The 24,050-nt window shown below is 60.9% G+C and carries 18 protein-coding genes; 10 read left to right on the top strand and 8 right to left on the bottom strand.

Annotation, left to right across the window (positions count from 1 at the left end):
• Positions 1 to 142: 142 nt before the first annotated feature.
• Both VNM72_11315 and VNM72_11310 read right to left on the bottom strand, forming a co-directional pair.
• Positions 143 to 1,594 (bottom strand): sodium:solute symporter family protein, encoded by a 1,452-nt coding sequence (locus VNM72_11315; GenBank protein ID HXF05989.1) that lies wholly within the window; start codon positions 1,592 to 1,594, stop codon positions 143 to 145.
• 186 nt (positions 1,595 to 1,780) lie between these two features.
• A complete protein-coding gene (locus tag VNM72_11310; GenBank protein HXF05988.1) occupies positions 1,781 to 2,335 on the bottom strand; it encodes a hypothetical protein in 555 nt (184 codons plus the stop codon).
• Positions 2,336 to 2,527: 192 nt separating this feature from the next.
• Between VNM72_11310 and VNM72_11305 the strand changes: the two genes are divergently transcribed.
• Positions 2,528 to 3,604: a mannose-1-phosphate guanylyltransferase gene (locus VNM72_11305; GenBank protein ID HXF05987.1), complete on the top strand. Its 1,077-nt coding sequence runs from the start codon at positions 2,528 to 2,530 to the stop codon at positions 3,602 to 3,604.
• A 190-nt stretch (positions 3,605 to 3,794) separates the two neighbouring features.
• Entirely contained in the window at positions 3,795 to 4,169 is a 375-nt protein-coding gene (locus tag VNM72_11300) for a hypothetical protein (protein ID HXF05986.1), read from the top strand.
• A gap of 70 nt (positions 4,170 to 4,239) precedes the next feature.
• Here VNM72_11300 and VNM72_11295 read toward each other — a convergent pair whose 3' ends face one another.
• Positions 4,240 to 4,536: a hypothetical protein gene (locus VNM72_11295; GenBank protein ID HXF05985.1), complete on the bottom strand. Its 297-nt coding sequence runs from the start codon at positions 4,534 to 4,536 to the stop codon at positions 4,240 to 4,242.
• 128 nt (positions 4,537 to 4,664) lie between these two features.
• Here VNM72_11295 and VNM72_11290 point away from each other — a divergent pair, with 128 nt between their 5' ends.
• From VNM72_11290 to ilvD, 4 genes are all read left to right on the top strand, one after another.
• On the top strand, positions 4,665 to 5,129 hold the full coding sequence (locus VNM72_11290) for a cytochrome c (protein HXF05984.1): 465 nt from the start codon (positions 4,665 to 4,667) through the stop codon (positions 5,127 to 5,129).
• Positions 5,130 to 5,159: 30 nt separating this feature from the next.
• Positions 5,160 to 7,574, top strand: coding sequence for a S8 family serine peptidase (locus tag VNM72_11285; GenBank protein ID HXF05983.1), 2,415 nt, complete (start codon positions 5,160 to 5,162; stop codon positions 7,572 to 7,574).
• A 98-nt stretch (positions 7,575 to 7,672) separates the two neighbouring features.
• Positions 7,673 to 9,427, top strand: coding sequence for a M1 family metallopeptidase (locus VNM72_11280; GenBank protein HXF05982.1), 1,755 nt, complete (start codon positions 7,673 to 7,675; stop codon positions 9,425 to 9,427).
• Positions 9,428 to 9,602: 175 nt separating this feature from the next.
• A complete protein-coding gene (gene ilvD, locus VNM72_11275; GenBank protein ID HXF05981.1) occupies positions 9,603 to 11,276 on the top strand; it encodes a dihydroxy-acid dehydratase in 1,674 nt (557 codons plus the stop codon).
• A 2-nt stretch (positions 11,277 to 11,278) separates the two neighbouring features.
• On the opposite strand, the gene VNM72_11270 is transcribed toward ilvD, so the two are convergent.
• Positions 11,279 to 13,363, bottom strand: a complete 2,085-nt coding sequence (locus VNM72_11270; GenBank protein ID HXF05980.1) for a hypothetical protein — start codon at positions 13,361 to 13,363, stop codon at positions 11,279 to 11,281.
• Positions 13,364 to 13,605: 242 nt separating this feature from the next.
• Here VNM72_11270 and VNM72_11265 point away from each other — a divergent pair, with 242 nt between their 5' ends.
• From VNM72_11265 to selD, 3 genes are all read left to right on the top strand, one after another.
• Entirely contained in the window at positions 13,606 to 14,349 is a 744-nt protein-coding gene (locus tag VNM72_11265) for a dolichyl-phosphate beta-glucosyltransferase (GenBank protein HXF05979.1), read from the top strand.
• Between the two features lie 72 nt (positions 14,350 to 14,421).
• Positions 14,422 to 15,180: a pyridoxine 5'-phosphate synthase gene (locus tag VNM72_11260; protein ID HXF05978.1), complete on the top strand. Its 759-nt coding sequence runs from the start codon at positions 14,422 to 14,424 to the stop codon at positions 15,178 to 15,180.
• 183 nt (positions 15,181 to 15,363) lie between these two features.
• Positions 15,364 to 16,386 (top strand): selenide, water dikinase SelD, encoded by a 1,023-nt coding sequence (gene selD / locus VNM72_11255; GenBank protein ID HXF05977.1) that lies wholly within the window; start codon positions 15,364 to 15,366, stop codon positions 16,384 to 16,386.
• Positions 16,387 to 16,627: 241 nt separating this feature from the next.
• Here the strand turns inward: selD and rpsT are convergent, their stop codons facing one another.
• Positions 16,628 to 16,921, bottom strand: coding sequence for a 30S ribosomal protein S20 (rpsT, locus tag VNM72_11250; GenBank protein HXF05976.1), 294 nt, complete (start codon positions 16,919 to 16,921; stop codon positions 16,628 to 16,630).
• Between the two features lie 282 nt (positions 16,922 to 17,203).
• Here rpsT and VNM72_11245 point away from each other — a divergent pair, with 282 nt between their 5' ends.
• Positions 17,204 to 17,869 carry a diphthine--ammonia ligase gene (locus tag VNM72_11245; protein ID HXF05975.1) on the top strand — a complete coding sequence of 222 codons (666 nt, stop codon included), beginning with the start codon at positions 17,204 to 17,206 and terminating at the stop codon, positions 17,867 to 17,869.
• A gap of 169 nt (positions 17,870 to 18,038) precedes the next feature.
• Here VNM72_11245 and lysC read toward each other — a convergent pair whose 3' ends face one another.
• The 3 genes from lysC to VNM72_11230 form a co-directional block, all read right to left on the bottom strand.
• The gene (lysC, locus tag VNM72_11240) at positions 18,039 to 19,415 is read right to left on the bottom strand and encodes a lysine-sensitive aspartokinase 3 (protein HXF05974.1); all 1,377 of its coding nucleotides are present in this window, start codon (positions 19,413 to 19,415) and stop codon (positions 18,039 to 18,041) included.
• Between the two features lie 78 nt (positions 19,416 to 19,493).
• Positions 19,494 to 20,258: an N-acetylmuramoyl-L-alanine amidase-like domain-containing protein gene (locus VNM72_11235; protein HXF05973.1), complete on the bottom strand. Its 765-nt coding sequence runs from the start codon at positions 20,256 to 20,258 to the stop codon at positions 19,494 to 19,496.
• A gap of 164 nt (positions 20,259 to 20,422) precedes the next feature.
• Positions 20,423 to 23,872 (bottom strand): choice-of-anchor D domain-containing protein, encoded by a 3,450-nt coding sequence (locus tag VNM72_11230; protein HXF05972.1) that lies wholly within the window; start codon positions 23,870 to 23,872, stop codon positions 20,423 to 20,425.
• Positions 23,873 to 24,050: the final 178 nt, after the last annotated feature.

Genomic DNA, 24,050 nt, shown 5'->3' with positions numbered 1-24,050 from the left:
CCCTCATAAAGGGGGCTCCCCGCCCGAAGTTCCGGGGATGCATCCCCTCCCGAGCGACGGTTGTTGTCGGCAGTTGCTCATTCGGGCATGATCGCCGGAAGGGCCGTTTCTTCAGAGGCGCGGCAATGATTCCCGCAGGGGCTCAGGTGGCATTTTCCTTCGCCGGGAAGAAGGGCTGCCAGTGGGATCGTGCCGGCGGTGGCGTGAGCAAGCTGACTCCGATCAAACACACGAGCGAGGCCAGCAGGGCCGCGTAGATCGTCTGAATGCCCGTTCGCTCGGCCAGGCCGCCGAACTCCCACAGGATCGTCAGCACCATCCCTGCGGCAATTGAGCTGACGCCTCCAGCGATGCTCGCCCGCTTCCACAAAAAAGCCGCCAGCAAAGCCGGCGTGACGCCCACCCCGTACATGGTGTAGGAAAAGAGCGCTGCCTCAAGCACCGTCTGATAGAAACGGACCAGAACATAAGCCACAACTCCCAGCCCGATGACCACCAGCCGGGAGTAAAGAACCAACTGCTTTTCCGACGCCTGAGGATTGATGAACCGGTGATAAATGTCGCGCACAATGCTCGTCGCCGGAACGAGGAGAAAGCTATCGGCCGTCGAGACGATGATGGCCACGGCGGCGGCCAAAAGTGCACAACCGGCAAAAATCGGCAGGCCCTCGCGAGCGGCATAGAGAAGGACCTGCTCACTGCGCTGCTGCTGCCCCAGTTCAGGAAACAATCCCGATCCGATCACAGCCAGCACGACGATCATCGTTTCAATGGCGACGGTTCCCAGGATCCATCCGACGACGGCCTGGCGCGCGGCCTTCGCATCGCGAGCCGAGAAAAACCTCTGGTACATATTGGCCAAACCCAGCATCAGCAGCAGCGTCGGCAAGGCATAGGAGAAGGCTTCCTGCCAGGTGAAATCGCCCATCAAACTCAACCTCTCCGCCGCGCCGGCGTGACCCAGCGTCGCCTCCAATCGCTCCCGCACGCCCGTCCATCCTCCCGCCCGCTCGAGCAACGGAGGATAGGCGAGGAAAATCCCTCCCAGCATGAGCAACCCGTTGAAGATGTCCGTATAGGCCACCGAGATCAATCCCGCCGTCGCCGTGAAGGCCGTCACGAAGATCGCTGTGAGGAGGATCCCCTGGTCGGTGTCCAGTCCCGTGACGATATTGAGCACGAGGCCTCCGGCGCGAAACTGATAGGAGGCAATGACGGTGTACGCAATGATGATGACGCCGGTGGCCAGAATGCGCGCCCAGCGGTTGTAGCGGATTTCGAGAATGTCGGGAACCGTCATCTGTTCCAGCGCTCGCGCTCGTCCGGCGATGAAATAGATGACGATGAGCGCCACCCATACCCCGGCATCGAACCACAACGCGGCGAATCCTTCTCGATAGGCGAGTCCGGCGCTGGCAATGATCGAACCCGAACCAATCCAGGTTGCCAGAAGCGTCCCCACCAGAATCGGCGCGCTCAACTTCCTCCCCGCCACCATGAAGTCGGCTTCCGATTTCACCGCCCGCGACTTGTAGAGACTGACGCCGGTGAGAAAAACGAGATAAACAATGACCGTCAGCAAGTAGATGTTCATGGCGGAAGAGAGTAGAAGATCGTCGCCAAAGGTGTCAATAGTCGTAAAGCCAGACCTCTCCTTGGTCTGGACGAAGGGGACTCGCCGGATGCCGGAGAAAGTTCCGACGGGCTCCGTTTTTCCATCCGCGGGCGATTCGGACAGGGAAGGTCCACACACAGGGGAAGAGGGATCGCTCGGTGCGAGCTAGCGAATAATGGTGATGTGGTCAAAGGGCGAGCGCGCGACTTCGTTCCCCTTGTCGTCGAATCCGCGCACCTGCCAGATGTAGACCTGACCGCGCTCCAGGCGCTGCCGCACGCCCTGGGGAAGCGTCACCTCGACCACCTTCACCCGCTCGCTTTGCCAGAGAAGCCGATAAGTGGCATCGCTCAATTCGACGACGTAGGACGCGGCCAGGGGCGAGGGTCGCCAGACGAACTCGATGATTTCTTCCCGCACCTCTTCGGTCGGACTGATGAGCTGGATCGTTCGCGCCCGTTCCCATTGACGACGAGCCTGTTCGCGGGCCATCCACCACTGGCGCAAGAGGAGAAGTCCCACGAGCGCGAAACCGACAAGGAAACATGTCACGATCCATCGGCGGATGCGCCGTTTGATCTCCGGCCAGTCGGGGAATTCCTCCTGAATGTCATGTTCGATGGCATCAAGCTCGGCCCGGAGACGAGTGAAAAACCCCTGCTGCTTATGCTCGGCGTCTTTGCTCCCTGACCGCTCGCTGCTCATAGCCTGCTTCATCATAGACGGGACGCCGTCCCATCGTCCATAGGCCGTAGCGATGTGGCGCGGGCTTTCGAGCCTGCGCTTTTTCCGCGGACTGGAAAGTTGCGCTACTTTAAACTGGAAGGTCTACGCTCCCTGGCCGGCCTTTGTCTTCTCCTTGCGGGTGTGGTAAGAAAGAGCTGACCGGGAAATCAAAAGGAGAACGGGGTTATGTATATTGCTATCATGGCCGGGGGATCGGGAACGCGCTTTTGGCCCGCCAGTCGGGAGTCGCTCCCCAAGCAATTTTTGAACATCACCGGCGCGCGCCCGCTCATCATGGAGACCTTTTATCGGGTCGCCCCTCTGACGGGGGAGGAGAACATTTTCCTTGTCATCAATCGCGCTCACGAGTCGTTGGTGAAAGACCTGTTTGCCCATCATCGCGTGAGTATTCTCAGCGAGCCGCTCGGTCGCAACACGGCTCCCTGCATTGGCCTGGCGGCCCTTCATGTGCAGCGCCGAGCGGGAAATGCGGTGATGGCCGCCGTGCCCGCCGATCACTTTATCTACGATGACGAGGCATTTCGTCAGGCCCTGCGCGCCGCCGCCGAGCTAGTCGCCGAGGGCGGCATTGCCACTCTCGGCATCACACCGACGCGACCGGAAACCGGCTACGGCTATCTCCTGAAAGGCCCCGAACTGACGAGGGTGCTCTCTCATCCGGTTCACCGGCTGGAACAGTTCGTGGAAAAGCCCGATCTGGACACGGCCCGTCAGTACGTGCTGAGCAAAAAGTACTTGTGGAATAGCGGCATTTTCGTCTTCACCACCGGGACCATCCTCGAAGAGATCGGCAAATATCTGCCCCGGCTGCACGCGGCTCTTCAGCGGCTCGACCGCAGCCTCGACGAAGGTTGCTATGACGATGTGCTGGCCGAGGTCTATCCCACCGTCGAAGCGATCTCGATTGACTACGGCGTGATGGAGAAAACGCGCGCCCCCGTCTACGTGCTGCCGGTCCATTTCGGTTGGAACGATGTGGGAAGCTGGCAGGCCGTCTACGAACTGCGGGCCACCGATCACGATCCCCTCGGCAACCTCGTTCAGGGCAATGGCCTGCTCGTTGATGTCCATCACTCGCTCATCTATTCGCGCACCAATCGGCTCATCGCCGTCCTCGGACTGGAGAACGTCATGATCATTGACACGGACGATGTGCTGTTGGTCGGCGATCTCCGCCGCTCTCAGGAGGTGCGCCGGTTTCCCGAACAGTTGAAGAACCAGGGCCGGGAAGCATTTTGTTGACGCGGTGTCAGCACCCACAACGGACGGGACGGAACTTGACGGCTCATTTTTCGGAGAAATCGCTCATGTCCACCGGCCCGCCACAAGCGAGGACAATCCGGGAGCGCGCGCTTTCGGCGTGCAAGGAGTTCGCCTCCACCGAAGCGCCCGCGATGCCTGCATTCCCGGAGATTTTCCCAGGAGGCACGCCATGCGTCCCAGGGTCATGCTTGAACTGATGACGCCTCATCCGGAAGAGGCGCTTCTGACCATGGGCCGGATCGAAGTCGTCCTGTCGAATGAGGCCAATAAACCCCGGGTGAAGCCGATTCTTCGCCTGATGGACGTTCCCGACGAAGTTCGCCTCCTCGCTCGCCCCACGGAGAGCGTCGCATCGGCGTCGGCCCAATCGGTGATCATCACAATTGATCCGGCCGGAGGCATCGAAGCGGGCAACGGCAAGATTCTCGCCGACATTCTCCCGATTCTCTACGGCACGCCACTGAACGTTGTCCTGACGCTTTACCATCTCCGGCGTGAGGGATCGGAGCTGGCCACCGATCTGTTGTCCTATCGCGTGGAATGATTTCCGGCAGTACAGACTTTCCCCTCGGCCAGTGAAGAACTCATGGGGACAGCCTGACGGTGGGACTCGGTCAATAATGGCGACGCGTTTGCTCGGCAACGACCTCGTCCATTTCTTTCAACTCGTGGACGATGAGCGGCACGGGCAGGACGAGGCCGAAAGCGATGATGAGCAGGATGACGGCTCCGAGCGCCAGGCCGAAGATCACCGGTTCGACCCATCCATGATCCCGAAACCGGCTGAGCAGAACAACCATGCCGGTGAGCAGCGCGCTGATTCCCAGGAGAATGAAAGCCAGCCGCACCAGCAAATCGGCCCGCTTGGTCAAAAGTCCCCGCTGAACTTCCGCCCAGTGAAGCGTCTTCACGGCCAGTGCCTCCTGTACCGGTCATCATACTCATCCGCCCGAGGAAAATCAACGGTTGCCTGAGGCCGCTCAAAGGGGTACAATTGCCGCTCGTATCCCTGAGAACTTCTTGAGGGAGGTCGCAAAGAATGACATCGAGCAGGTCCCGACGAACAACCGTCACTGCATCCGCTGTGCTGCTCGGGCTCACCCTTGTTGTGGTGAATCTTCCCGCCGAGGTCACCGGAGGCCATCCTCAACACAAATGGAATATCCCCGATTCGGCCAGGACGATGAAAAATCCCATCGCGGCGACGACCGAATCGCTGGCCAAAGGGAAGGAGCTTTTTCAGGCCAATTGTGTGATGTGTCACGGTGAGAAAGGTGACGGCACCGGGGAGATGGCCCGGAGCCTCGACACCAAGCCCTCCGACCTCACCGATGCCACGCGCATGGAGGCTCAAACTGATGGCGAGCTGTTCTACAAAATCTCCACCGGAACCAATGAGATGCCCGAATACGGTGCCATTCTGGAGAAGGAGGAAATCTGGCACCTGGTCAATTACGTGCGATCACTGGTCACGAAAGGACGCTCGAACAGATCACCTCGCTGAGCGGAAAAATTTCCCACGGAGGAAAAGACGATGAGGCACTCTACGAAGACGCTCCTGATCCTGTTCATTCTCGGGTGCCTGGTGTGTGCGGACTCGCTGTCACTGGCGGCGCGGTCATCTCCCGCTGGGTCTCCCTTTGTCCTACCGCAAGAGACGCTGACCATCGCCGATAAGAAAGCTTACATCGTCCTTTTCAAAGATGCTTCGCTTGCGGACTATCGAGGCCAGATTCGGGGCCTGCCTGCGACGAACCCGGCTGTAGCTCCCGCCAACCGGCGCGAGGGAAAATTGAATCTTCAGTCGGAGGCTTCCCGCCGGTACCTGAGCTATCTGGAAGCGCAGCACGAAGCATTTGCTCGACGGCTGCGCCAACGTGCTCCCGATGCTCTTGTGGGCGATCACTATCACATCGTGCTCAACGGGATGGCGGTGGCTGTGCCGGAGAATCAGGTCGCCGCTCTGGCGCGATTGCCGGAGGTGGCGGCTCTGGCGCCGATTCATGAGTATCAGTTGCTGGCGGCGCCGGCCCCTCCCCTCGATGTCAGCCCGGCACTCATGGGCGCTGCCGACGCCTGGCAAGCCACGGGCGGACCGGAAAACGCCGGTCGGGGGATCAAGATCGGCATCATTGATAGCGGCGTGGATGTCACCAACCCGATGTTCATTGACCCCAGCCTCACGCCGCCCGCCGGTTTTCCGAAAACCAATGATCCGAATCTCACGCTTCCTCCCGGCAGCAAAATCATCGTGGCGAAGTTCTTCCAGTCGCTGAAAGATCAATCCAATCCCAATCTTCATCCCGGTCACGCCACGGCGCTCGATCTGATCGGACATGGGACTCATGTGGCGGCAGCGGCGGCGGGAAATTTCGTGGATTTACGCTCCACTCCGGGGGCGCGTCCGGTGACGCTGAGCGGCGTTGCTCCCAAAGCCTTCATCGGCAGTTATCGCGTCTTCGCCCCGAGCGCTGAGACCGACAACGTGGTCAAAGCGATCGAGGAGGCCGTCGCCGATGGCATGGATATCATCAACCTGAGTTTCGGTCATCCGGTCCTGCCCTCAGATCGCGGCGCCCCTGATGCCTTCGTCGAAGCGGTGACCAATGCCGTGGCTGCTGGAGTCTTTGTCACCGTTGCCGCGGGGAATTTCGGCGGGCGAGGGACGATCACTTCGCCGGGAACGGCACCGAGCGTTCTCACCGTCGGCGCGGTGACCAACAGCCATGATGGATTCACGCCGGGCCAGTTGCGTCAGGTGCGCATCACCACCCCAGCTCCTCCGCCGACATTCACCCGCATTGTGGGGGTTCGCAGCGAGCGATTCCCAGACTCACTCACGGCGCCGGTGGTGGATGCCGATCTCATTGACGATGGCATCGCCGACGGCGATGGCTACGGATGTACGCTCTTGCCCGCGGCGATTGTCCGGGGCACGGCCTTGCTCGTGCAAAAGGGCCGCTGCGATATTCTGGTCAAAGCCCTCAATGCCAACCTGCGGGGAGCCACGGCGCTGATCGTTTACAACAACCAGGAAGGCGGCGAAACGCTCGATTCTCTGGCCGGATTGTTGCTGCCGACGCTCTTTCTCCCTCGCTCGAGCGGCCTGGCGCTGAAAAACCTGGTGGATGCCAATGCTGCCACCGGTCAGTCCACCGTCGTGCAACTGGCTCCCGCCGAAGATCCGTTGACCTTCGATCGCCAACCTCATGTGCTGGCCGATTTCAGCTCGCGGGGACCGACGCCTGATCTTTTGATCAAGCCCGATCTGGTCACCATCGGTGCCGGAAGTTACGGCCCGGCTCAGGCCGATGATCCGCGGGGTGAAAGCCGCTTCCCGCGACCTGATCCCGGATCTCCTCAACCTCCTCTGTACGATCCCACCGGCTATGTTTTCGCCTCGGGAACGAGTTTCGCCGCTCCTCGGGCTGCCGGAGCCATCGCGCTCCTCAAGCAGCTTCATCCCGACTGGTCCCCGGCTGATCTCAAAGCGGCTCTGATGACCTCGGCCTCCCGTCCCACCGGACCGAACGAAGTGGGCATTAATCGCATCATGGAACGAGGCTCCGGAGCGATTGATCTGGCCGCTGCCGTTCGCGTCGAGACGATTGTCACTCCGCCCAGCCACAGCTTTGGCAAAGTCATCGTCTCCACGCCCACCCGTATCGTCAAAGAATTCACCATCACCAACCGTTCCCGCATCACAACAACCTACACGCTTCACGCGGCGCTGTCGCTGGCTGCTCAGTATCTCAAGGTCCAGGTGACTCCCCGGGAACTGACTCTTCCACCCGGAGCGACGGCGACCATCACGCTGACACTTTCGATTGAAACGGACTCGGTCGTCCAGCAGGTGGATAGCGAAGGTTTCCTGCTCATCTCCGACGGCGAGCGAACCACGCCGCGACCGCTCTATATCCCCTTCTGGATCCGAACGGCTCCGTCGTAAGAGTCGCGCGGACTTTCCCGTCTGCGGCCAAGCGCCCGGATCGGAGAGTCCACGCGACAGATGAAGGGTTTGCACTGTGTGACAGAGGACGGAGGGACATGAAACGCCTTCTTCGTATCCTGATTCTCGGCAGCGTGATCGTGGCGGCTTTCCTTCCGCCGGCGGTGACACCGGCCACCGGTATGCTATTGGGAGGGAGCGACGGCAAGGCCTCTTCTTTCGTTTTCGCCCCGTCGCCACCTCATCCTCCGAGAGGGCGACGAGCGGCGGCCTCACAAGCTACCTCTTCGCGGCCGGTGGATGTCGAAAACTACATCATTGAGCTGTCGCTCTTTCCCGAGGCCAACGCTCTGGCCGGAACAGTCACCATCTCCGGTCGCCTCACGGTACCAACCCAAACGATCACGATTGATGCCGCCGACAACCTCGTCATCACCGGGGTCCTGTACAACGGAGCGCCCTCGACCTTCACGCGAACGAGCGAAGAACTCGCCGTGACCCTTCCCTCCGTCCTGGCTAAGAATGAGACCTTCACGATCACCGTCAGCTATCGGGGTCAGCCTCGAATCATCGGACGGCTCGGCAGTGGCATGTTCATCAGCTCTCACGGAGGGTTCCCCGTCATCGCTACGTTGAGCGAACCCTACGGCGCTCCCACCTGGTGGCCTTGCATTGATGATCCTGCCGACAAAGCTCGTGCCGAGATCATCGTCACCGTTCCGTCAGGATATGTCGTGGCCTCCAACGGCCTGCTGCAACGTGTGCATCCGAATCCCGACGGCACCCTCTCCTACGTGTGGCAGGAACGCTATCCCATCGCCACCTATCTCATCTCGGTCACGGCGACTAATTTCGCGCCGTTCAGCGATACCTATCGGGCGCTGGACGGCACGACGACCATGCCCATCCTCTACTACGTCTATCCCGAACATTTGGACGATGCGCGGCGAAATTTCGCTCCCGTCAAAGACGCGATCAGGATCTTGGCCGAGATGTTCGGCGAGTATCCCTTCCTGGCCGAGAAATACGGTATGGCCGAGTTCCCCTGGGGAGGAGCGATGGAGCATCAGACGATCACCAGCCTCGGTCAGTCGCTCGTCACGTCGCCCAATCCGCTGACGACCATCGTCCATGAACTCGCCCATCACTGGTGGGGCAATATGGTGACGATGAAGACCTGGAACGACATCTGGCTCAACGAAGGGTTTGCTACTTACAGCGAGGTCCTCTTCTACGAAAAGCGTGATCGAACTGATCCGGGCGCTCTCATGCGGCGCTATGATGACGGGCGTGCCGATGGAATGCTGCGGGGGACGGTCTATGCCGAAGATGCCGCCGATCCCTGGGACGATTACCGGGCGATTTACAACAAGGGGGCCTGGGTGCTTCACATGCTCCGCTACGTTGTCGGCGATGAAATCTTCTTCGCCGCTTTGCGCGAATACGGACGGCGCTTCGCCTATGCCAACGCGAGCACTGACGATCTCAAACAGGTCTTCTCGGAGTTTTACGGACAATCGCTCGACTGGTTCTTCCAGCAATGGGTCTATGCCCCCCGCCGCCCGATCTATTCCCTTTCCACCACCGTCAGGCGCGAGGGACAGAACTATCAGCTTCGCGTTCGCGTGGAGCAAAAACAAACCCACACGATTCCCGGACGCGAGGCGGCCCGGGCCAACGTCTACATCATGCCGCTCGATCTCGCCATCGGCTATGCCGATGGGACCTCGGAGATCAAACGGGTGTGGAACGACGCCCGCGTGCAGGAGTTTCGCTTCACCACGAGCAGGGAACCCACCGCCGTCACTCTCGATCCGCGCAATTGGCTTCTCAAAGAAATCGCCGACAACTGATAGCCGTTGTCTGAAGGAAGAACGTCGGCGCGGCGAAGACCTTCAGGGATGTCAGCGGCATATCCTCTCGTCATGGCGGTCATCCTTTCATCCGCTTTATCTCATGGGGTGGAGCACACTATAATCACCGGGCATTTTTTCGGCAAAGGATCAAATGCCGTCGAGGAGAGTGGGTATGGAACGAGATCTGAGAGAGCGAAGTCGTCCCCTGCTTGAGGGGCTTGATCGCGCCCCGGCCCGGGCGATGATGAAAGCCGTGGGTTATAGCGATGAGGATTTGTCACGACCGCTTGTGGGAGTGGCTCACTGCTGGATCGAGATCATGCCCTGCAATTGGAATCATCGGCGATTGGCCGAACGCGTCAAACAGGGCATCCGTGAGGCCGGCGGCACGCCGGTCGAGTTCAGCACGATCGCCATCTCCGATGGCATTGCTATGGGGACGGAAGGAATGAAGACGTCGCTTGTCAGCCGCGAAATCATCGCCGATTCCATTGAGCTGGTCGCGCGCGGCCATCTGTTGGATGCGCTGGTGGTCATCTCGGGCTGCGATAAAACGATTCCGGGCACGGTGATGGCCCTCTTGCGGTTGGATATTCCCGGGCTCATGCTCTACAGCGGCTCGATTGAGCCGGGCCATATCGCCGGGCGGGATGTGACTATTCAGGATGTGTTCGAAGCCGTCGGGGCGTGTGCCGCCGGTCGTCTGACGGCCGAAGAGCTGCGGGCCATCGAGAATGCCGCCTGTCCGGGAGCGGGAGCTTGCGGAGGGCAATTCACCGCCAACACCATGGCCACCGCCTTTGAGGTGATGGGCATCTCGCCCATGGGGAGCGCCATGGTCCCGGCGACCGATCCGCTCAAAGACGACGTCGCCTTTCGCTGCGGACAGCTCGTAATGGAGCTTCTCCGCCGTGACCTGCGACCCCGTCAGATCATCACCCGGAAGTCCCTGGAGAATGCCATTGCCGCCGTGGCCGCCACCGGAGGATCAACCAACGCTGTCCTTCACCTGTTGGCCGTGGCGCGGGAAGCGGACGTGGAGTTGAGCATTGATGATTTTGATCGGATTAGTTCCCGGACGCCGTTGCTGGCCGATTTGAAACCGTGGGGACGCTATGTCGCCACTGATGTCTACAAAGCCGGAGGCATCGGCGTCATCGCCAACCGGCTGCTGGAAGCGGGACTGCTTCACGCCGATGCTCTCACCGTCACCGGTCGCACCATCGGTGAAGAAGCCGCCGAGGCCCGAGAAACTCCCGGACAGCCGGTGATCCGTCCCCTGTCCAGTCCCTTGTCGCCCACCGGCGGATTGGTGATTCTCAAAGGAAATCTCGCCCCCGACGGATGCGTGGTGAAAATCGCCGGGAAGGAGAAGCTGACGCATCGGGGGCCGGCGCGAGTTTTTGATCGAGAGGAAGAGGCTTTTGAGGCGGTCAAGCGGGGAACCATTCGGCCCGGCGATGTCGTCGTCATTCGCTATGAGGGACCGAAAGGAGGGCCGGGAATGCGAGAGATGCTCGCGGTCACGAGTGCGCTGCAGGGGGCCGGGCTCGGTGGCTCGGTCGCGCTGCTGACGGATGGGCGATTCTCCGGCGCAACGCATGGGCTGATGGCGGGCCACGTGGCTCCCGAAGCCGCCGTCGGCGGCCCGATCGCGGCCCTGCGCGATGGCGACATGATCGTCTTCGATGTCCCCGGTCGCCGCCTCGATGTGGACCTCTCCGAGCAGGAGATCGCCGCGCGTCTGGCCAACTGGTCTCCGCCCCCGCCCCGTTATCGCACGGGCGTCATGGCCAAGTACCAGCGTCTGGTCTCCTCGGCTTCCGAAGGGGCCGTCACCCGGTGAGGCTACGTGAGTCGGCGATCCACGGCGAATTTTTCGATCAAGTCGTTGAGCTGGTTCTGGAGTCGGGCGCGCTCCTGTTCGTCGCGATCGTTCTCTTGCCGGAGTCGGGCGAGACGTTCCTCATCGCGGGTGATCTGTTCGATGTAACGTGATCGCAATTGTCGTTCCTGCTCGCTCTGACCGAGGGCGGTCAGATTACCTCGAATGCGTTGGTGATCGCGGAAAATCTGGTCCATCTCTCGCGTCCGCGCCTCAATCCGCGCGGTCAGATCGGCGATCTGAGCCTTCACCCGCATGATCTCCTCCAGCTTCCTTCGCGTCTCGGCATCGAGAGAACCTCCGGCGATCAGAGCCGAAAGCTGCTCCGGCGTCAGATCGCCGACGCGATACTCCTCGGTGAGCGTCCGTCGCTCTTTGACCACCAGCTTCTTCGTTGCCCGCACGGGGACCTCGACCTGAAAGCGGTAAAAATGGGGCGTTTCTTCGATCGGTTTCTCTCCCTCCTGAGACAACTCCCAGCCGCTGCGATAGGGATGCTCGACGATGACGGTTCGCGGGCGGTCGCTCCGATTCGTCAGCGTGTAGGTCTTGGTCTCGATCTCGTAAAAGTGGAGGGAGAGCGATCCCCCACGGGCCACCAGACGGTAGGCTCGATCGCGGCGGCTCTCTCGATTGGTCGTCGCATCAATGCCGAGATCCACGGCATAGGAGATGAATCGTTGCTCACGAGGGCGAATGGTCTCCACCAGCGCCTCTCCGGCATAGCTTCCGTCCTCGATCACCGTGACGGTCCCCCCTTCGAGCGTCAAATCGGTGGTGTTGGTCAGTCGCAATCCGGACATCGGATGATCGGCCCGCGCCGATTCATTATAGAGGGATACCGGAGTCGCCTCGATCTGCGCCTGCACAATCGGGACCATGGCCGACTGGCCCCGTAGCACGGTGACGGGATGATCAATGCGATACTCGAACAGCTCACCGATCTGTCGCGTCACGGTCGTGGGAGTGATGCTTCGGGCTGCGGCTTCCGGCGTCACGGCGGCTTCGACGGCTTCCCGGGCCATGAGCGGCTGAGCGGCGGGTGGCCCCATCAGCGCCCTTTGCTTCATCAGCTCCTCTCCCGTTACTTTCTCCTCGGCGGGCTTGCCCAGGGCGCTCTCGTAAGTCTGGGGGGTGACGGTCAGCTCTTCGGCCAGGCGAATTTCGGGACGACGCATGTATCGCGGTTGATAGAGATCGTAGGCGAAGGAGACGGGCAGTCCCGACACGAGCGAGAGCGAGACATCGGTCCAATCCTCGTCGCTCGTGTTATACACGATGGCCCATCCCTGAAGCAGCGGTCTGCTGCCGCGCTCCATCACGATGCGATAGGTCGTGCGCCAGACGGGGACTTCGATGGTGTAGGCGGCCACCAGTTCGCGCGTTCCCTGTCCCTGCGCGGAAATCCGCAGCGTGCGTTCGTCGCGCTGATGAGACGAGTGGAGGGCTTCAAAGTAACGCTTGACCTCCTCGGCCATCTGTTGGTTCAGGATGCGGAAACTGCGCAACTCCTCGAAATCGAAGGTGCGGAGTTCACCTGTATCCATCAGCAGGACGAGATACTTTCGCGTGACGATCTCCGGCAGGGCTTCGGAGACCTTCAGCACCTGGCGTGATTCAAACCCGGTGATGACGCCGCTGGCCGTTCCCGCGCTGGTCGTGATTTCCACCCGCACGCCGCGCAACTGACTCGCCAGCGAGGTGAGCATCTCGGTGGTCGAGGGCGAGACGGAGAATCGCGCGAGCCGTCGTTCGAGCGGCTCCGACGAATCAAACGCAACTGCCGACACCGTCCCCCGACCGAGATCGAGCACAACGAGCGACTTGAGGACATCGCTCATCTGCCCGGCATTGAATCTCAACCTGACATCCACGTTGCCGGTGACGCGCCCGCGTCGCTCGAAATAACCCACGCCGTGCCGATAGAGGACGATGCGACGAATTGGTAGCGATGTCGCCTGCTCGCTTTGCACGGCCAGACCGAGAATCGGATGGCAAAGAGTAATCACCAGCAGGGCATGGACGAGATACGTGTATCGCTTCTTCATCGCTTATCCCTCCGTTACAGAGACGCCTCAAGGAAACCGCAGGTTCCAGCGAAAGTAAAGGGACATCGGTAGCACACACTTTCGCCTCTGTGCTGCTCCGGCAGGAGCGGAAAGGCCGCGCCACATTCGAATCGCTGGTCTCTCTCAGGGATCCTCCTCGGAGGAGCTTCAATGGGCCCTCTTGATTTTCGTGCGAGGGAGCCTGATACTAACTTCTCTCTGTGCATCCGGAGGAGAGCAGAGTGGCGGAGGCCGTTTTTCTCTCGATCATCATCCCGGCCTACAACGAAGCCCACCGCATCGGTCGCACACTGGAGTCTATCCGGGAGTTTCTCCAGGGGAAGTCATTTGCCAGTGAGGTGATCGTCGTTGACGACGGTTCGACCGACGAGACGGCAGCCCTCGTCGAGCGGTTCATGCACGAGCACCCGCACATGGCCGTGCGGCTGGAGCGGAATCGGCGCAATGAGGGGAAGGGCTACAGCGTCCGTCGGGGAGTTCTGGCCGCACGAGGAGAGATCGTTTTATTCACCGATGCCGATCTGTCGGCTCCCATCGCGGAAGCGCCCAAGCTCTACGAGCCTATTGCTGGCGCCATGGCGGATGTGGTCATTGGCTCGCGGGCGCTCGATCCGCACCTGGTGACACAGCCGGTGGGGAGGCGACTGGCCGGTCGCCTTTTCAATCTCTGTGTGCGGGCGCTCACCGGTCTGCGGTTCAAAGACACGCAATGCGGATTCAAAGCGTATCGCCGGGAGGCGATCCTGCCCATCTTTCGCGTTCAACGAATCAGAGGGTTCGGATTCGATGCCGAAGTTCTCTATCTCGCCCACAAGCGAGGATTGCGACTTCGCGAAGTGCCGGTGCGCTGGTCTCATTCCGAAGGATCGCGCGTGCGCATGATGAGAGACGCCATCCGCATGGTTCTCAACCTGGCTGAGACGCGTTGGAACGATCTGACGGGACGCTACGACAAAGCTGGTTGAGGTTTCAGTAAACGAGTCCGCGTCGAAGATCCCGGCGAGCGTCTCGGCCGGAGGCATCGAGGGGGGAAGACTATGAGGCTGAATGTGAACATTGATCATGTCGCAACGGTTCGCCAGGCGCGACGGCATATCGAGCCGAGCGTGGCCATGGCAGCAATGATCTGTGAGCTGGCCGGAGCTGACGGCATCACCATTCACCTTCGTGGGGATCGCCGCCACATTCAGGACGGGGACGTTCGACTCCTCCGCCAGATGGTGACGACTTTTCTCAATGTCGAAATGGCCGCCACCGACGAGATGGTGCAGATCGCCCGCGAGGTCAAACCGGACAAAGTGACGCTCGTCCCGGAAAATCCCGGTGAGATCACCACCGAGGGCGGACTCGATGTCGTCAAAGGCGGACGCGAGCTGGCTCGTGCGGTTGAACGGCTGACGGAAGCGGGCATTCGCGTCAGCCTCTTCATTGATCCGGTGGCCGATCAGATCGAGGCGGCACGGGCCACGGGAGCACAGGAAATTGAAATCTGCACCGCCGTCTACGCCGACTACACGACCCCGCCGTCCCCTTTCTTTCGTCGAGCGATCCCTTATGATCCGGCTCGCGGACAGCAGGAGTGCGAGCGTATCCGTGAAGCGGCGCGTCGGGCTCGTTCGCTTGGACTCAGCGTGGCCGCCGGTCACGGATTGACCTATCGGAACGTTCGGGCCATCGCCGCCATTGACGAGATCGAGGAACTCAACATCGGACACAATATCATCGCGCGGGCCGTGCTGGTCGGCCTGGAACGGGCCGTGCGGGAGATGGTCGAACTGATCCGTCGGGTGCGCTGATCAATGAGGAGCGTGGACTTTCTGGTCGGCAACCCGGCGCGAGCTGGAAAGCCGACGCCCCATCACGTAGACTGTCACGTTCGATGTGAAAGAGCGCAGCCGCGACAGGGGAGTGGATGACCATCTGTTTCGGCTGTGCCGAGGGAGGAAAGCGTGAACACACCGGAAGACATCAGATTGACCATGCTCAGTCACGGGGCCGGTTGAGCGTGTAAGCTGAGTCAGCAGGACCTGGTCGAGGTTCTGGCCACTCTCACCCCGGTGGAGGATCCCCGCGTGCTCATCGGAGCGGGCAGCTCCGACGATGTCGGCGTCTATCTGCTCAACGAGACAACCGCTCTGGTGCTGACGACCGATTTCTTCACACCGGTGGTGGATGACCCCTATGCCTTCGGCGCGATTGCTGTTGCGAACTCGCTGAGCGATCTCTATGCGAAAGGGGTTGATCCGCTGGTGGCCCTCAATCTCGTCGGATTTCCCTCGAAGAAGCTGCCCCTGCGCATCCTGAGTGAGATTTTGCGCGGCGGAGCCGACAAAGCGCGGGAGGCCGGCGTGCCCATTCTGGGCGGTCATACCGTTGATGATGTGGAACCGAAATACGGACTGGCCGTTGTCGGCGTCGCCCACCCCTCGGCCATCATTGCCACGGCGACGGCGCGGCCCGGCGATCAGCTCGTGTTGACAAAACCGCTCGGCATCGGAATCATCACGACCGGAATTAAGCGTCAGGTCATCAGCCGGGAAACCGAGGAGAAAGTCATCGCGCTCATGGCGACGCTCAACGCTTCCGCGGCTCGGGCGATGCGAGAGGTAGGCGTTCACGCCGCCACCGACGTCACCGGCTACGGTCTCCTCGGCCATCTGCGTAACATGCTCGTGGCCAGCCGGGTGAGCGCACGCGTCTGGCTCTCGCGCGTGCCCGTTTTGCCTGAGGCCTGGGACCTCGTCCGCCAGGACGTCGTTCCCGGCGGCACACGAAACAATCATCGTTACCTCAGCCAGTTCGTCACCTGGCATGAAGCCATCACCCCTGACGCTCAGCTCGTCCTGTGCGATGCCCAAACCTCTGGTGGTCTGCTCATTGCGGTGGCGCCGGATCGAACCGAAGCGCTGATCGGTGCCCTCCAGCGAGCGAAAACGCCGGCTGCCGCCGTCATTGGAGAGATTGCGGAGGGGCCTCCGGGAACGATTTCCGTCCTCCCCTGAGGGGAACGCGCCGGAGACCGTTGCGCGCTCCCTTCAGACCGGTGAGCATCAGGGGCAGACGCTCATCCGCCCTTACTCGTCAAGGGGAAACGACATAGCGTCGGGTTGAACACCGGTGATGCCTCGCCTTCGGGGAAAATGGAGAGTGGACGTTGGGTGTCGCCTTCCCTTCAGCGGACGTGCTCAGGGCGCTCTCATAAGTCCGGTGGGCGTGACACGGAGCACCCCTGATGCCGAGGCTTCACTGCGCCTGCGTCACGGTCGAGGAGGCACGAATGAGCCGATGAACATGAGCCATCAAACGCGATTTGTATCGGGCTGCCGCATTTCGATGGAGAATGCCCTTGTGGACCGAGTTATCAATGATCGAGAGCGTCCGGGGCAGGAGCTGCTTGGCTTCTTCGACCGCACCTGCCTGGAGAGCTGCGCGGAGTTTTTTGATCGCCGTCCGCAGGCGGCTGCGATTCCGCCGATTGATTTCGCGTCGGCGCTCGTTTTTGCGCATCTGCCGGATGGCCGATTGTGTTCGTGGCATAAAGTATCTCCTTTTTTCTCGCGTGAGAGGCGGGCGCACCCCGCTCGCTCACTCTTGCCTCGCTTGCAGAAAGGCCGAAAGTATAGGGGCCGCCCTTCCGAGGTGTCAAGAAGCTCCGGGGAATACCGGCCTTCCCGAGCCTTCAGGAGCTTTCGTGGAGAACGCGCCGATGCCAAAGAGCCCTGAAACATCTGTTGAGAGTGCCTCAACGGTCCCCACTCCTTCGTATAATCGTGAGATGGGGAATCTCCGGGAAAAGGGATCACCCCTGAAGAGACAGCGATGAAAGAAAGAGTGCTCGTCTCATGGAGCGGTGGGAAAGATAGCTCGATGGCGCTCTATGAGATTCAAAAAACCGGTCAGTACGAGATTGTAGCCTTGGTCACCACGGTGACCGACGGTTACGACCGAATCAGTATGCACGGCGTGCGTCGCAGTCTTCTCGAACGTCAAGTGGAATCCCTCGGCCTGCCGCTGCATACGATTCACCTTTCGATGAACGCGACGAACGAAGAATACGAGTCGAAAATGAAGGCGGCGCTTGAGGAGTATCGGAGAAACGGCGTCCAGACGGTCGTCTTCGGCGACATCTTTCTGGAAGACATACGAAGGTATCGAGAGGACTTTCTCTCGAAAATAGGAATGAAAGGGGCATTTCCGATCTGGAGGCGCGATACGAATGAACTGGCACGAACTTTCATCACCATGGGGTTCAAAGCGATAGTGGTGTGCGTGGACACAAAAGTTCTCGATCGTTCTTTTGCCGGGCAGATGATCGAGGAGGAATTTTTGCGTCGGCTTCCTCCCGGGGTGGACCCCTGTGGCGAAAACGGAGAGTTTCACTCGTTTGTCTTTGATGGCCCGATCTTCACCCGTCCGGTGACGTTCACCATCGGCGAGACCGTCCTCAGAGATTCCTTTTGCTTTCGCGATTTAGTCCCGGCATAAGGGCCATCACCGCAACGACGGGCGATATCGTCAGACCATCGAGCGCGGGCAGCCCCTGCGATGGCATCCCCTCAATGGACACATTCGCCATCGTTCACCCGTCGCTTTCTCCCGGTCAGCGGGAAGCACCTTTTCGCCCGTCACAAAAGGAACCCGTCTCGCGGACAGCTCATTCGAAGATCTCGCCGGGAACGGTGCTGAAGAATTCCCGGTGAAGCGTTTGCACGACCTGTGGGAGATCGGCCTCGTCAACGACGAAGCTCAGGTTAATTTCGGAGGCCCCCTGCGAGATCATGTAGACGTTCGTGTCCTCGATGGCCTTGAAGACTCTCCCGGCGATTCCCGGCGTGTACTTGAGCTGTTCGCCGACGACGCAAACGATGGCTTTGTCCCGCTCGACCGTGACGTGGGAGAAGGTGCTTAGATCGGCCACGATCGCTTGAACGTCATCGGGACGGTCAACGGTAACCGAGACGTTGACTTCGGACGTGGAAACCAGATCCACCGAGGTTCGATGCCGTTCAAAGACCTCGAAGATTCGTCGTAGGAATCCGTAGGCCATGAGCATTCGGGTGGAGTAGACGTTGATCATGGTGATGCCCTGTTTGCAGGCGATGGATTTCACGCAGCCGGCTGCCGAGGGGATCTCCGAGGTGATGAGCGTGCCGCTCAGATGCGGCTTGCGCGAGTTGAGAATGCGCACGGGAATATTCTTGCTGATGGCGGGGAGAATGGTGCTGGGGTGGAGGACCTTGGCTCCGAAGTAGGCCAGCTCCGCGGCTTCGGCAAAAGAGAGCCACTTCACCCGCAGGGCCGTTGGGACGAGACGAGGATCCGCCGTGAGCATTCCATCCACGTCGGTCCAGATCTGAATCTCACGGGCTCCAAGAGCGGCTCCCAGCAAAGCCGCCGTGAAGTCGGATCCTCCCCGCCCCAAAGTGGTCGTCACTCCTCGCTCGGTGGCTCCGATATACCCTTGTGTGACCGGCACGTATCCTTGTTCCCAGAGGGGGCGGAGATGTTCGTTCACTTTTCCCTCGATCTTCTCCAGAAGGGGTGTGGCGCGACCGAACATCTCATCGGTGAGGATGATCTGTCGGGCATCGAGCCATCGGGCTGGAATCCCTCGCTCGAGCATGGCGCGGGCCACGATGAGGGTGGACAGAAGCTCCCCGTAGGAGCAGATGGTATCGAGCGATCGTGGAGTGAGTTCGCCGAGGATGGCCAGGCCGCGCACGAGATGCGCCAGTTGCTCGAAGTGGTGCTCGATCTCCGCTCGGAGCGTCTCGCGCGTTTCCTCGCTCAGATCAAGCTCGGTGACGATCGTCTCATGACGTTCGCGCAGGTGCGCGAGCACCGCCTGCGCCTCTGCCTCCCGTCCCTCGGCGGCCTGGTGAGCCATCGCGATCAATCCGTCGGTCATCCCGGCAATGGCCGAGAGAACGACGATCGGACGATCGCGCAAATGCTCTCGGACAATATCCGTCACGCGGGTAATCGCTCGAGCATCTTCAACCGATGTGCCGCCGAACTTCATGATGATCATGACCGACTTTCCCCCCTTCTGAAAAAAGGGCGTTATGCGGGACCCTCTGCCAAAGAGGTCCCTCTCTGCCGGGGCCGATCATCGCCGCCGACCGATGGGTGCGCCGTCCGCTCGCGCACGACGAACCGCCCGATTCTCGGGCCGTCGCGGACGGACCCAGAGCACTCCGGCCATTCGATTCTCCCGAAGAAAATGTTCGAGAGGTTGTTCGATGACCTGCCCTCGACTCCGCGCAGCATGACTCAGCGTGATGCCATCGGCGCCGACGAAAACAAGGCCGACATGAAAGACATCGAGATATTTCCGTGTCGAGGCGAAAAACAGCAGATCGCCATCGCGCATCTGCGGGGCGATCCGCCCGATCATCCTCTTGGGAAAGAGGCGGAAGCGGACGCGCCGGGGCGCACGCCCGGCAACAACGGCGAGCGTTTTCGAGCGGGAGACCGTCATCGGACCGCGCGTGAGATCGGCGATCACCCCCTGACGGGCATTGGCCCGAATCCACTCCACCATGTAGTGGTGGCGGTCGCGCCAGGTGACGCGACCATTCCGGTAGCGGATCCTCCGAAGCCATCGGAGGAAATCTCTGGCCGACCGGGCCAGCGCCAGCGCCAGAACCGTTTCGATATACGTCACACAATCGAATGCGCGCAGCGAGAAGGTAAATACCTCGGGCGAATCGGCCGAACCGACGAGCGGGTTCTCACGATAGGGGCGTCCGTGCAGGAGTCGAGCAATCGTTTTCATCCGCTCACCAACCGCCGCTTCCGCCCCAATGCGCCGCAGCAACCGGTTCACCTCCGCCAGCGTGCGCCGATCGTGGAAGGTTTTCCGTCCCGACATAGTTGGCGATTGTACGAGTTCGTCTCGATCTTTGCCAGAGGGCCCGGTGAATGAGGAGAGCGGACTTTCCAATCTGCGAAAAAAATGCGCAAGCTGGAAAGCTTGCGCCACTGTCGCGCGGACTTTCCGGTCGAAAGCCCGCGCCACAACTCACGCTGTCCCGCTCATGACGGCGGAGTGGAACAACTGGGCGACAGCAGCCGCTCGCCCGTCAGATGGAGAATAAGGCGGACGAGGTCCTGTTCTGTGACTCTTCCATCGCAATTGGTATCGGCGGCCCGAAGGGCCCGCCCCGTAAGCGGACTCTCGCCGGTGAGATGAAGGATCAGGCGCACAACGTCCTGCTCGTTGATTTGTCCATCCTGAGTGGTGTCACCGGGAAGCACCTCGCTAATGGCGATCATTCCATCCTTGAGCGCGAGGGAGAGGCCGCGCGCCTGTGGATCTGAGGCCGAAGCCGAAGCCAATCGCAGTGGAGTCTGCGTGCCTCCGGGAGCCGTGAAGGCGATTTGAAAAGTGATCATGGCGACGGCCCCGCTGTCCGGAGGAAGCGTCGGCAATGGCGTCTGGAGCGGCGGCGTGATCAGGACCGTGACCTGTCCGGGCACGCTGACGTTGGCGCTCAAGGAGAACCCCTGGGGTAAGAGTGGGCCAGCGGCGACAGCTTCAGGCATCGGCACCGACACAACGGCCTTATCGAAGGTAATGGTGAATCGCAACGCCGAGATCATGCTCCCGTCACTCAGCATCACCGGAACCGTCACCTGGGCTCCGGGAGCCGCTTCGCTGCCGAGAATGCTCAACGTGCGGGGCATGCCCACGCCGGTGAGGGGAACGCGCACGGTAGCTTCATCGGCATCATTACTGACGATCACGAGGGTGTCGGTCTGCTCCCCCGGGCCGGTGGGAGCGAAACGAACAACGACAGACCGCTCTGCCGAAGGAGCAAGATCGAAAGGAGCCGCCGGAGAAACCAGGGTGAACGAACTGCCGGAACTCTCCAGCGCCAGCGTTGTGACGCGCAGCGCGGCCGTCCCCGCATTGCGCAGGGTGAGCGTTAACTCCTTTGTGCGCCCGGGCGTCACAGTGCCGAAGTCGAGCGCACTCGGCGTCACTTCGATCTCCGGCGCTGTCGGGATGCCTTCGCCGGTCAACTCGACCACGGTGCGCGATTCGTTGGGATCGTTACTCGTAATCGTCAATTGCCCGGAGTGATTCCCCACCACCGTCGGGTTGAAACGGACGGTGATGGTGCGTTGATCTCCCGCTTCGATGGTCAGCGGCAATCCCGACGTGACGACCGAAAACTGAGGGCTGTCCACCGAGAGGCTGGTGATCACCAGATTGGCATCCCCGTCGTTGGCCACCGGCAGGGAGCGCTCCGCCGTCTGACCCACCGTGACGCGATCAAAGGCGAGACTCGTGGGAACGTTGATATCGGGCTGCCCCGTTCGCACCACTTCGAGGCACGGCGAGAACTCGGACGTATTGTTGGCGGCATCGGTCGCCGTGGCGGTGAGGAATCGTCCCGCCGTGAGAACGGGAGTGAGCGTGACGGTGAAATTGACCGTGCCTGAGGCGTCCGTCGTCACGCGAGCGGAACCGGCGAAGCTCTCGCCTTCGCCAAAGCGTGAGGGGTCACAGTTGGTGTTGGAGAAAAACTCCAGCGTGTACGTGGCATTGGCGGCACCCGTCAGGCGTCCGCGCACAGTGGTGCGACTGCTCGACGAGGCGGCGACGATCAATTCCGGGAAGTTCTGCAGATCATTGGCCCCCGCATCTTGATCATCGGAATCGTTGCGCGTCACACCGTTACCTCCGAGATCAATTCCCAGTCGCTCATTGGAAAAGATCACATTGGCGAGAATCCCGTTTCGAGTGCCGGATTCCACCACGACACCGGCGCCCCCGTTAAACGCGATGATGTTTCCGGCACCGGGATCGGTGCCGCCGATGAGGTTCCCGCTGGAGGACGCCGTGATGAAAAGGCCATGAGAGGTATTACTCAACGCTGTACGACCGTCGGCCTGAGTACCGATAGCGTTTCCTTGAATGACGTTGCCACTGGCCCCGTCGCCGTTGGCCGTGCCGAGGACGATGCCATAGCCGTTATTGCCGGAAATGATGTTCCGGGCGGCTGCCGTCGTTCCTCCGATCGTGTTATTGGTCGCGCTGCCGATGAAGATGCCGGCACCGGGAATGCGCCCGTTGGTCACGCCGTTCCCGAGCGCCGCTGTGCCCGCGCGCGTGGGACCGATATAGTTGCCCTGGATGAGATTGCCCGACGTGCCGGTGAACGATTGGTAGCTGATGAGCGCCACGCCACCAGCCAGAGGAAGGTTCGCCAGCGGAGGAGCCTTGCGATTGCCCGAAATCACGTTGCGGGCTCCTGTAGCCGTCCCACCGATGGTGTTGCCCGACGCGCCGAGGATGACGACGCCGGCGGAGTTCGGAATCGCCGTCGTTCCGCTGGGATCGGTGCCGATGTAGTTGCCGATCACCTGGTTCCCCGTCGCCCCGCTCGTCGCTAAGCCCACGCCGACGAGATTCCCCGAGAGGATGTTGCGTGCCGTATCGCGCGTCCCCCCAATCGTGTTGTTCGATCCCGTGACGAGTACGCCGGCCAGATCATTCCCGGCATCCGTAGCGCCGGTGGCGGTGGTGCCGAGAAAGTTGCCCTCAACGATATTGTTGCTCGAGTCAATGCGAATGGCGCTGCCGCCCGCTCCGATGAAATCCAGGGCCAGAAGCTTCACCGGATCGTAGTGAAATCGGGTGATGGTCAGTCCTCGGACAACGATATTCCCCCCGGCCAGAATCAAGCCCGTGGCCGCTCGACCGGCGCGATCTCCGTTGATCTCCACCCGTCCGGACGGTTGTGTTGTTCCGTCAATGGTCACGGCTTCAGTGATGCTGGGCAGCGGTGAGGTGAGGGCGATTGTGCGCGTGCCACTTCCCGGGATGTTGAAGGCAATTGTATCGGCTCCCGGATTGGCATTGGCATCGAGAATGGCCTGACGGAGCGAACCCACGCCACTGTCGTTGGTCGTCGTCACCGTGAATCTCCGGGGAGCGGCCGTGAGAACCACCGTTGGAGTCATCGTGCGCTCGTGAAGGATCACGAGATCACCAAGCGCGTCGGCATTTAATCGCAGCGTCAGAGCAGCAATCGGAGGATCGGCTACTTCATCCAGACTCACCACTGAGAACGAACGTTCCCGTCGAGTGACATTTCCCTCCGGATCACCGTCGGCAGAAGCGATCGGGACGGACCCATCGCCCTGAGGCGTCAGGATGTGAATCTGAGAATCGGCTTCGTCAAAGAGAATGAGATCATCGCTCGGACGACTGGAGACTTTGGCCCGCAGAAAGAGAGGCGAGCGATCTGGTCCCATTCCCAGCGGGTGATCGAACGAAAACGTGACGAAGGACCACTGCTCGAGAGGGAAGGACACGCCGCTCTCATCGGCTTCCGTCGGCGAGGTCAGAAAATGGATGGACCCGTCGCTGCCGAGCAAAGCGATGTCCATCGGTGAGTTTCGCCTCGGCCCAAAATATCCCAGCGCGAGCGAGCGAATCTCGAAGGGAAAAGAGCGACGATACACCCGCGCCACAGCCTCGCCGGATCCAGCTGCGACTCGGAGAGGATCGTGCCCGGAGATGAGGACAAGCTCGGAGCCCGAAGCGACAATCACATCGTTTTCGTACTTCTCGTCGAGCTGCCCGACAGCAATTGCTGTTGCATCGGCAGCGAGAGGGAAAACCTCGGCGGGAGCGGAGAAGATGCCCCGG

It is taken from the genome of Blastocatellia bacterium (genome assembly GCA_035573895.1).
Lineage (GTDB): Bacteria > Acidobacteriota > Blastocatellia > HR10 > HR10 > DATLZR01.
Note: the sequence above shows the minus strand (reverse complement) of the source record. Positions and strands in the feature narration are given on the sequence as shown.

Excerpts from the sequence above, each read along its gene's own strand:
- VNM72_11310 (HXF05988.1), bottom strand. The coding sequence starts at position 2,335 with ATGATGAAGCAGGCTATGAGCAGCGAGCGGTCAGGGAGCAAAGACGCC.
- VNM72_11235 (HXF05973.1), bottom strand. The coding sequence starts at position 20,258 with ATGTCGGGACGGAAAACCTTCCACGATCGGCGCACGCTGGCGGAGGTG.
- ilvD (HXF05981.1), top strand. The coding sequence starts at position 9,603 with ATGGAACGAGATCTGAGAGAGCGAAGTCGTCCCCTGCTTGAGGGGCTT.
- VNM72_11305 (HXF05987.1), top strand. The coding sequence starts at position 2,528 with ATGTATATTGCTATCATGGCCGGGGGATCGGGAACGCGCTTTTGGCCC.
- rpsT (HXF05976.1), bottom strand. The coding sequence starts at position 16,921 with ATGCCACGAACACAATCGGCCATCCGGCAGATGCGCAAAAACGAGCGC.
- VNM72_11270 (HXF05980.1), bottom strand. The coding sequence starts at position 13,363 with ATGAAGAAGCGATACACGTATCTCGTCCATGCCCTGCTGGTGATTACT.
- VNM72_11285 (HXF05983.1), top strand. The coding sequence starts at position 5,160 with ATGAGGCACTCTACGAAGACGCTCCTGATCCTGTTCATTCTCGGGTGC.
- VNM72_11290 (HXF05984.1), top strand. The coding sequence starts at position 4,665 with ATGACATCGAGCAGGTCCCGACGAACAACCGTCACTGCATCCGCTGTG.
- VNM72_11280 (HXF05982.1), top strand. The coding sequence starts at position 7,673 with ATGAAACGCCTTCTTCGTATCCTGATTCTCGGCAGCGTGATCGTGGCG.
- lysC (HXF05974.1), bottom strand. The coding sequence starts at position 19,415 with ATGATCATCATGAAGTTCGGCGGCACATCGGTTGAAGATGCTCGAGCG.
- VNM72_11300 (HXF05986.1), top strand. The coding sequence starts at position 3,795 with ATGCGTCCCAGGGTCATGCTTGAACTGATGACGCCTCATCCGGAAGAG.
- VNM72_11245 (HXF05975.1), top strand. The coding sequence starts at position 17,204 with ATGAAAGAAAGAGTGCTCGTCTCATGGAGCGGTGGGAAAGATAGCTCG.
- VNM72_11260 (HXF05978.1), top strand. The coding sequence starts at position 14,422 with ATGAGGCTGAATGTGAACATTGATCATGTCGCAACGGTTCGCCAGGCG.
- VNM72_11315 (HXF05989.1), bottom strand. The coding sequence starts at position 1,594 with ATGAACATCTACTTGCTGACGGTCATTGTTTATCTCGTTTTTCTCACC.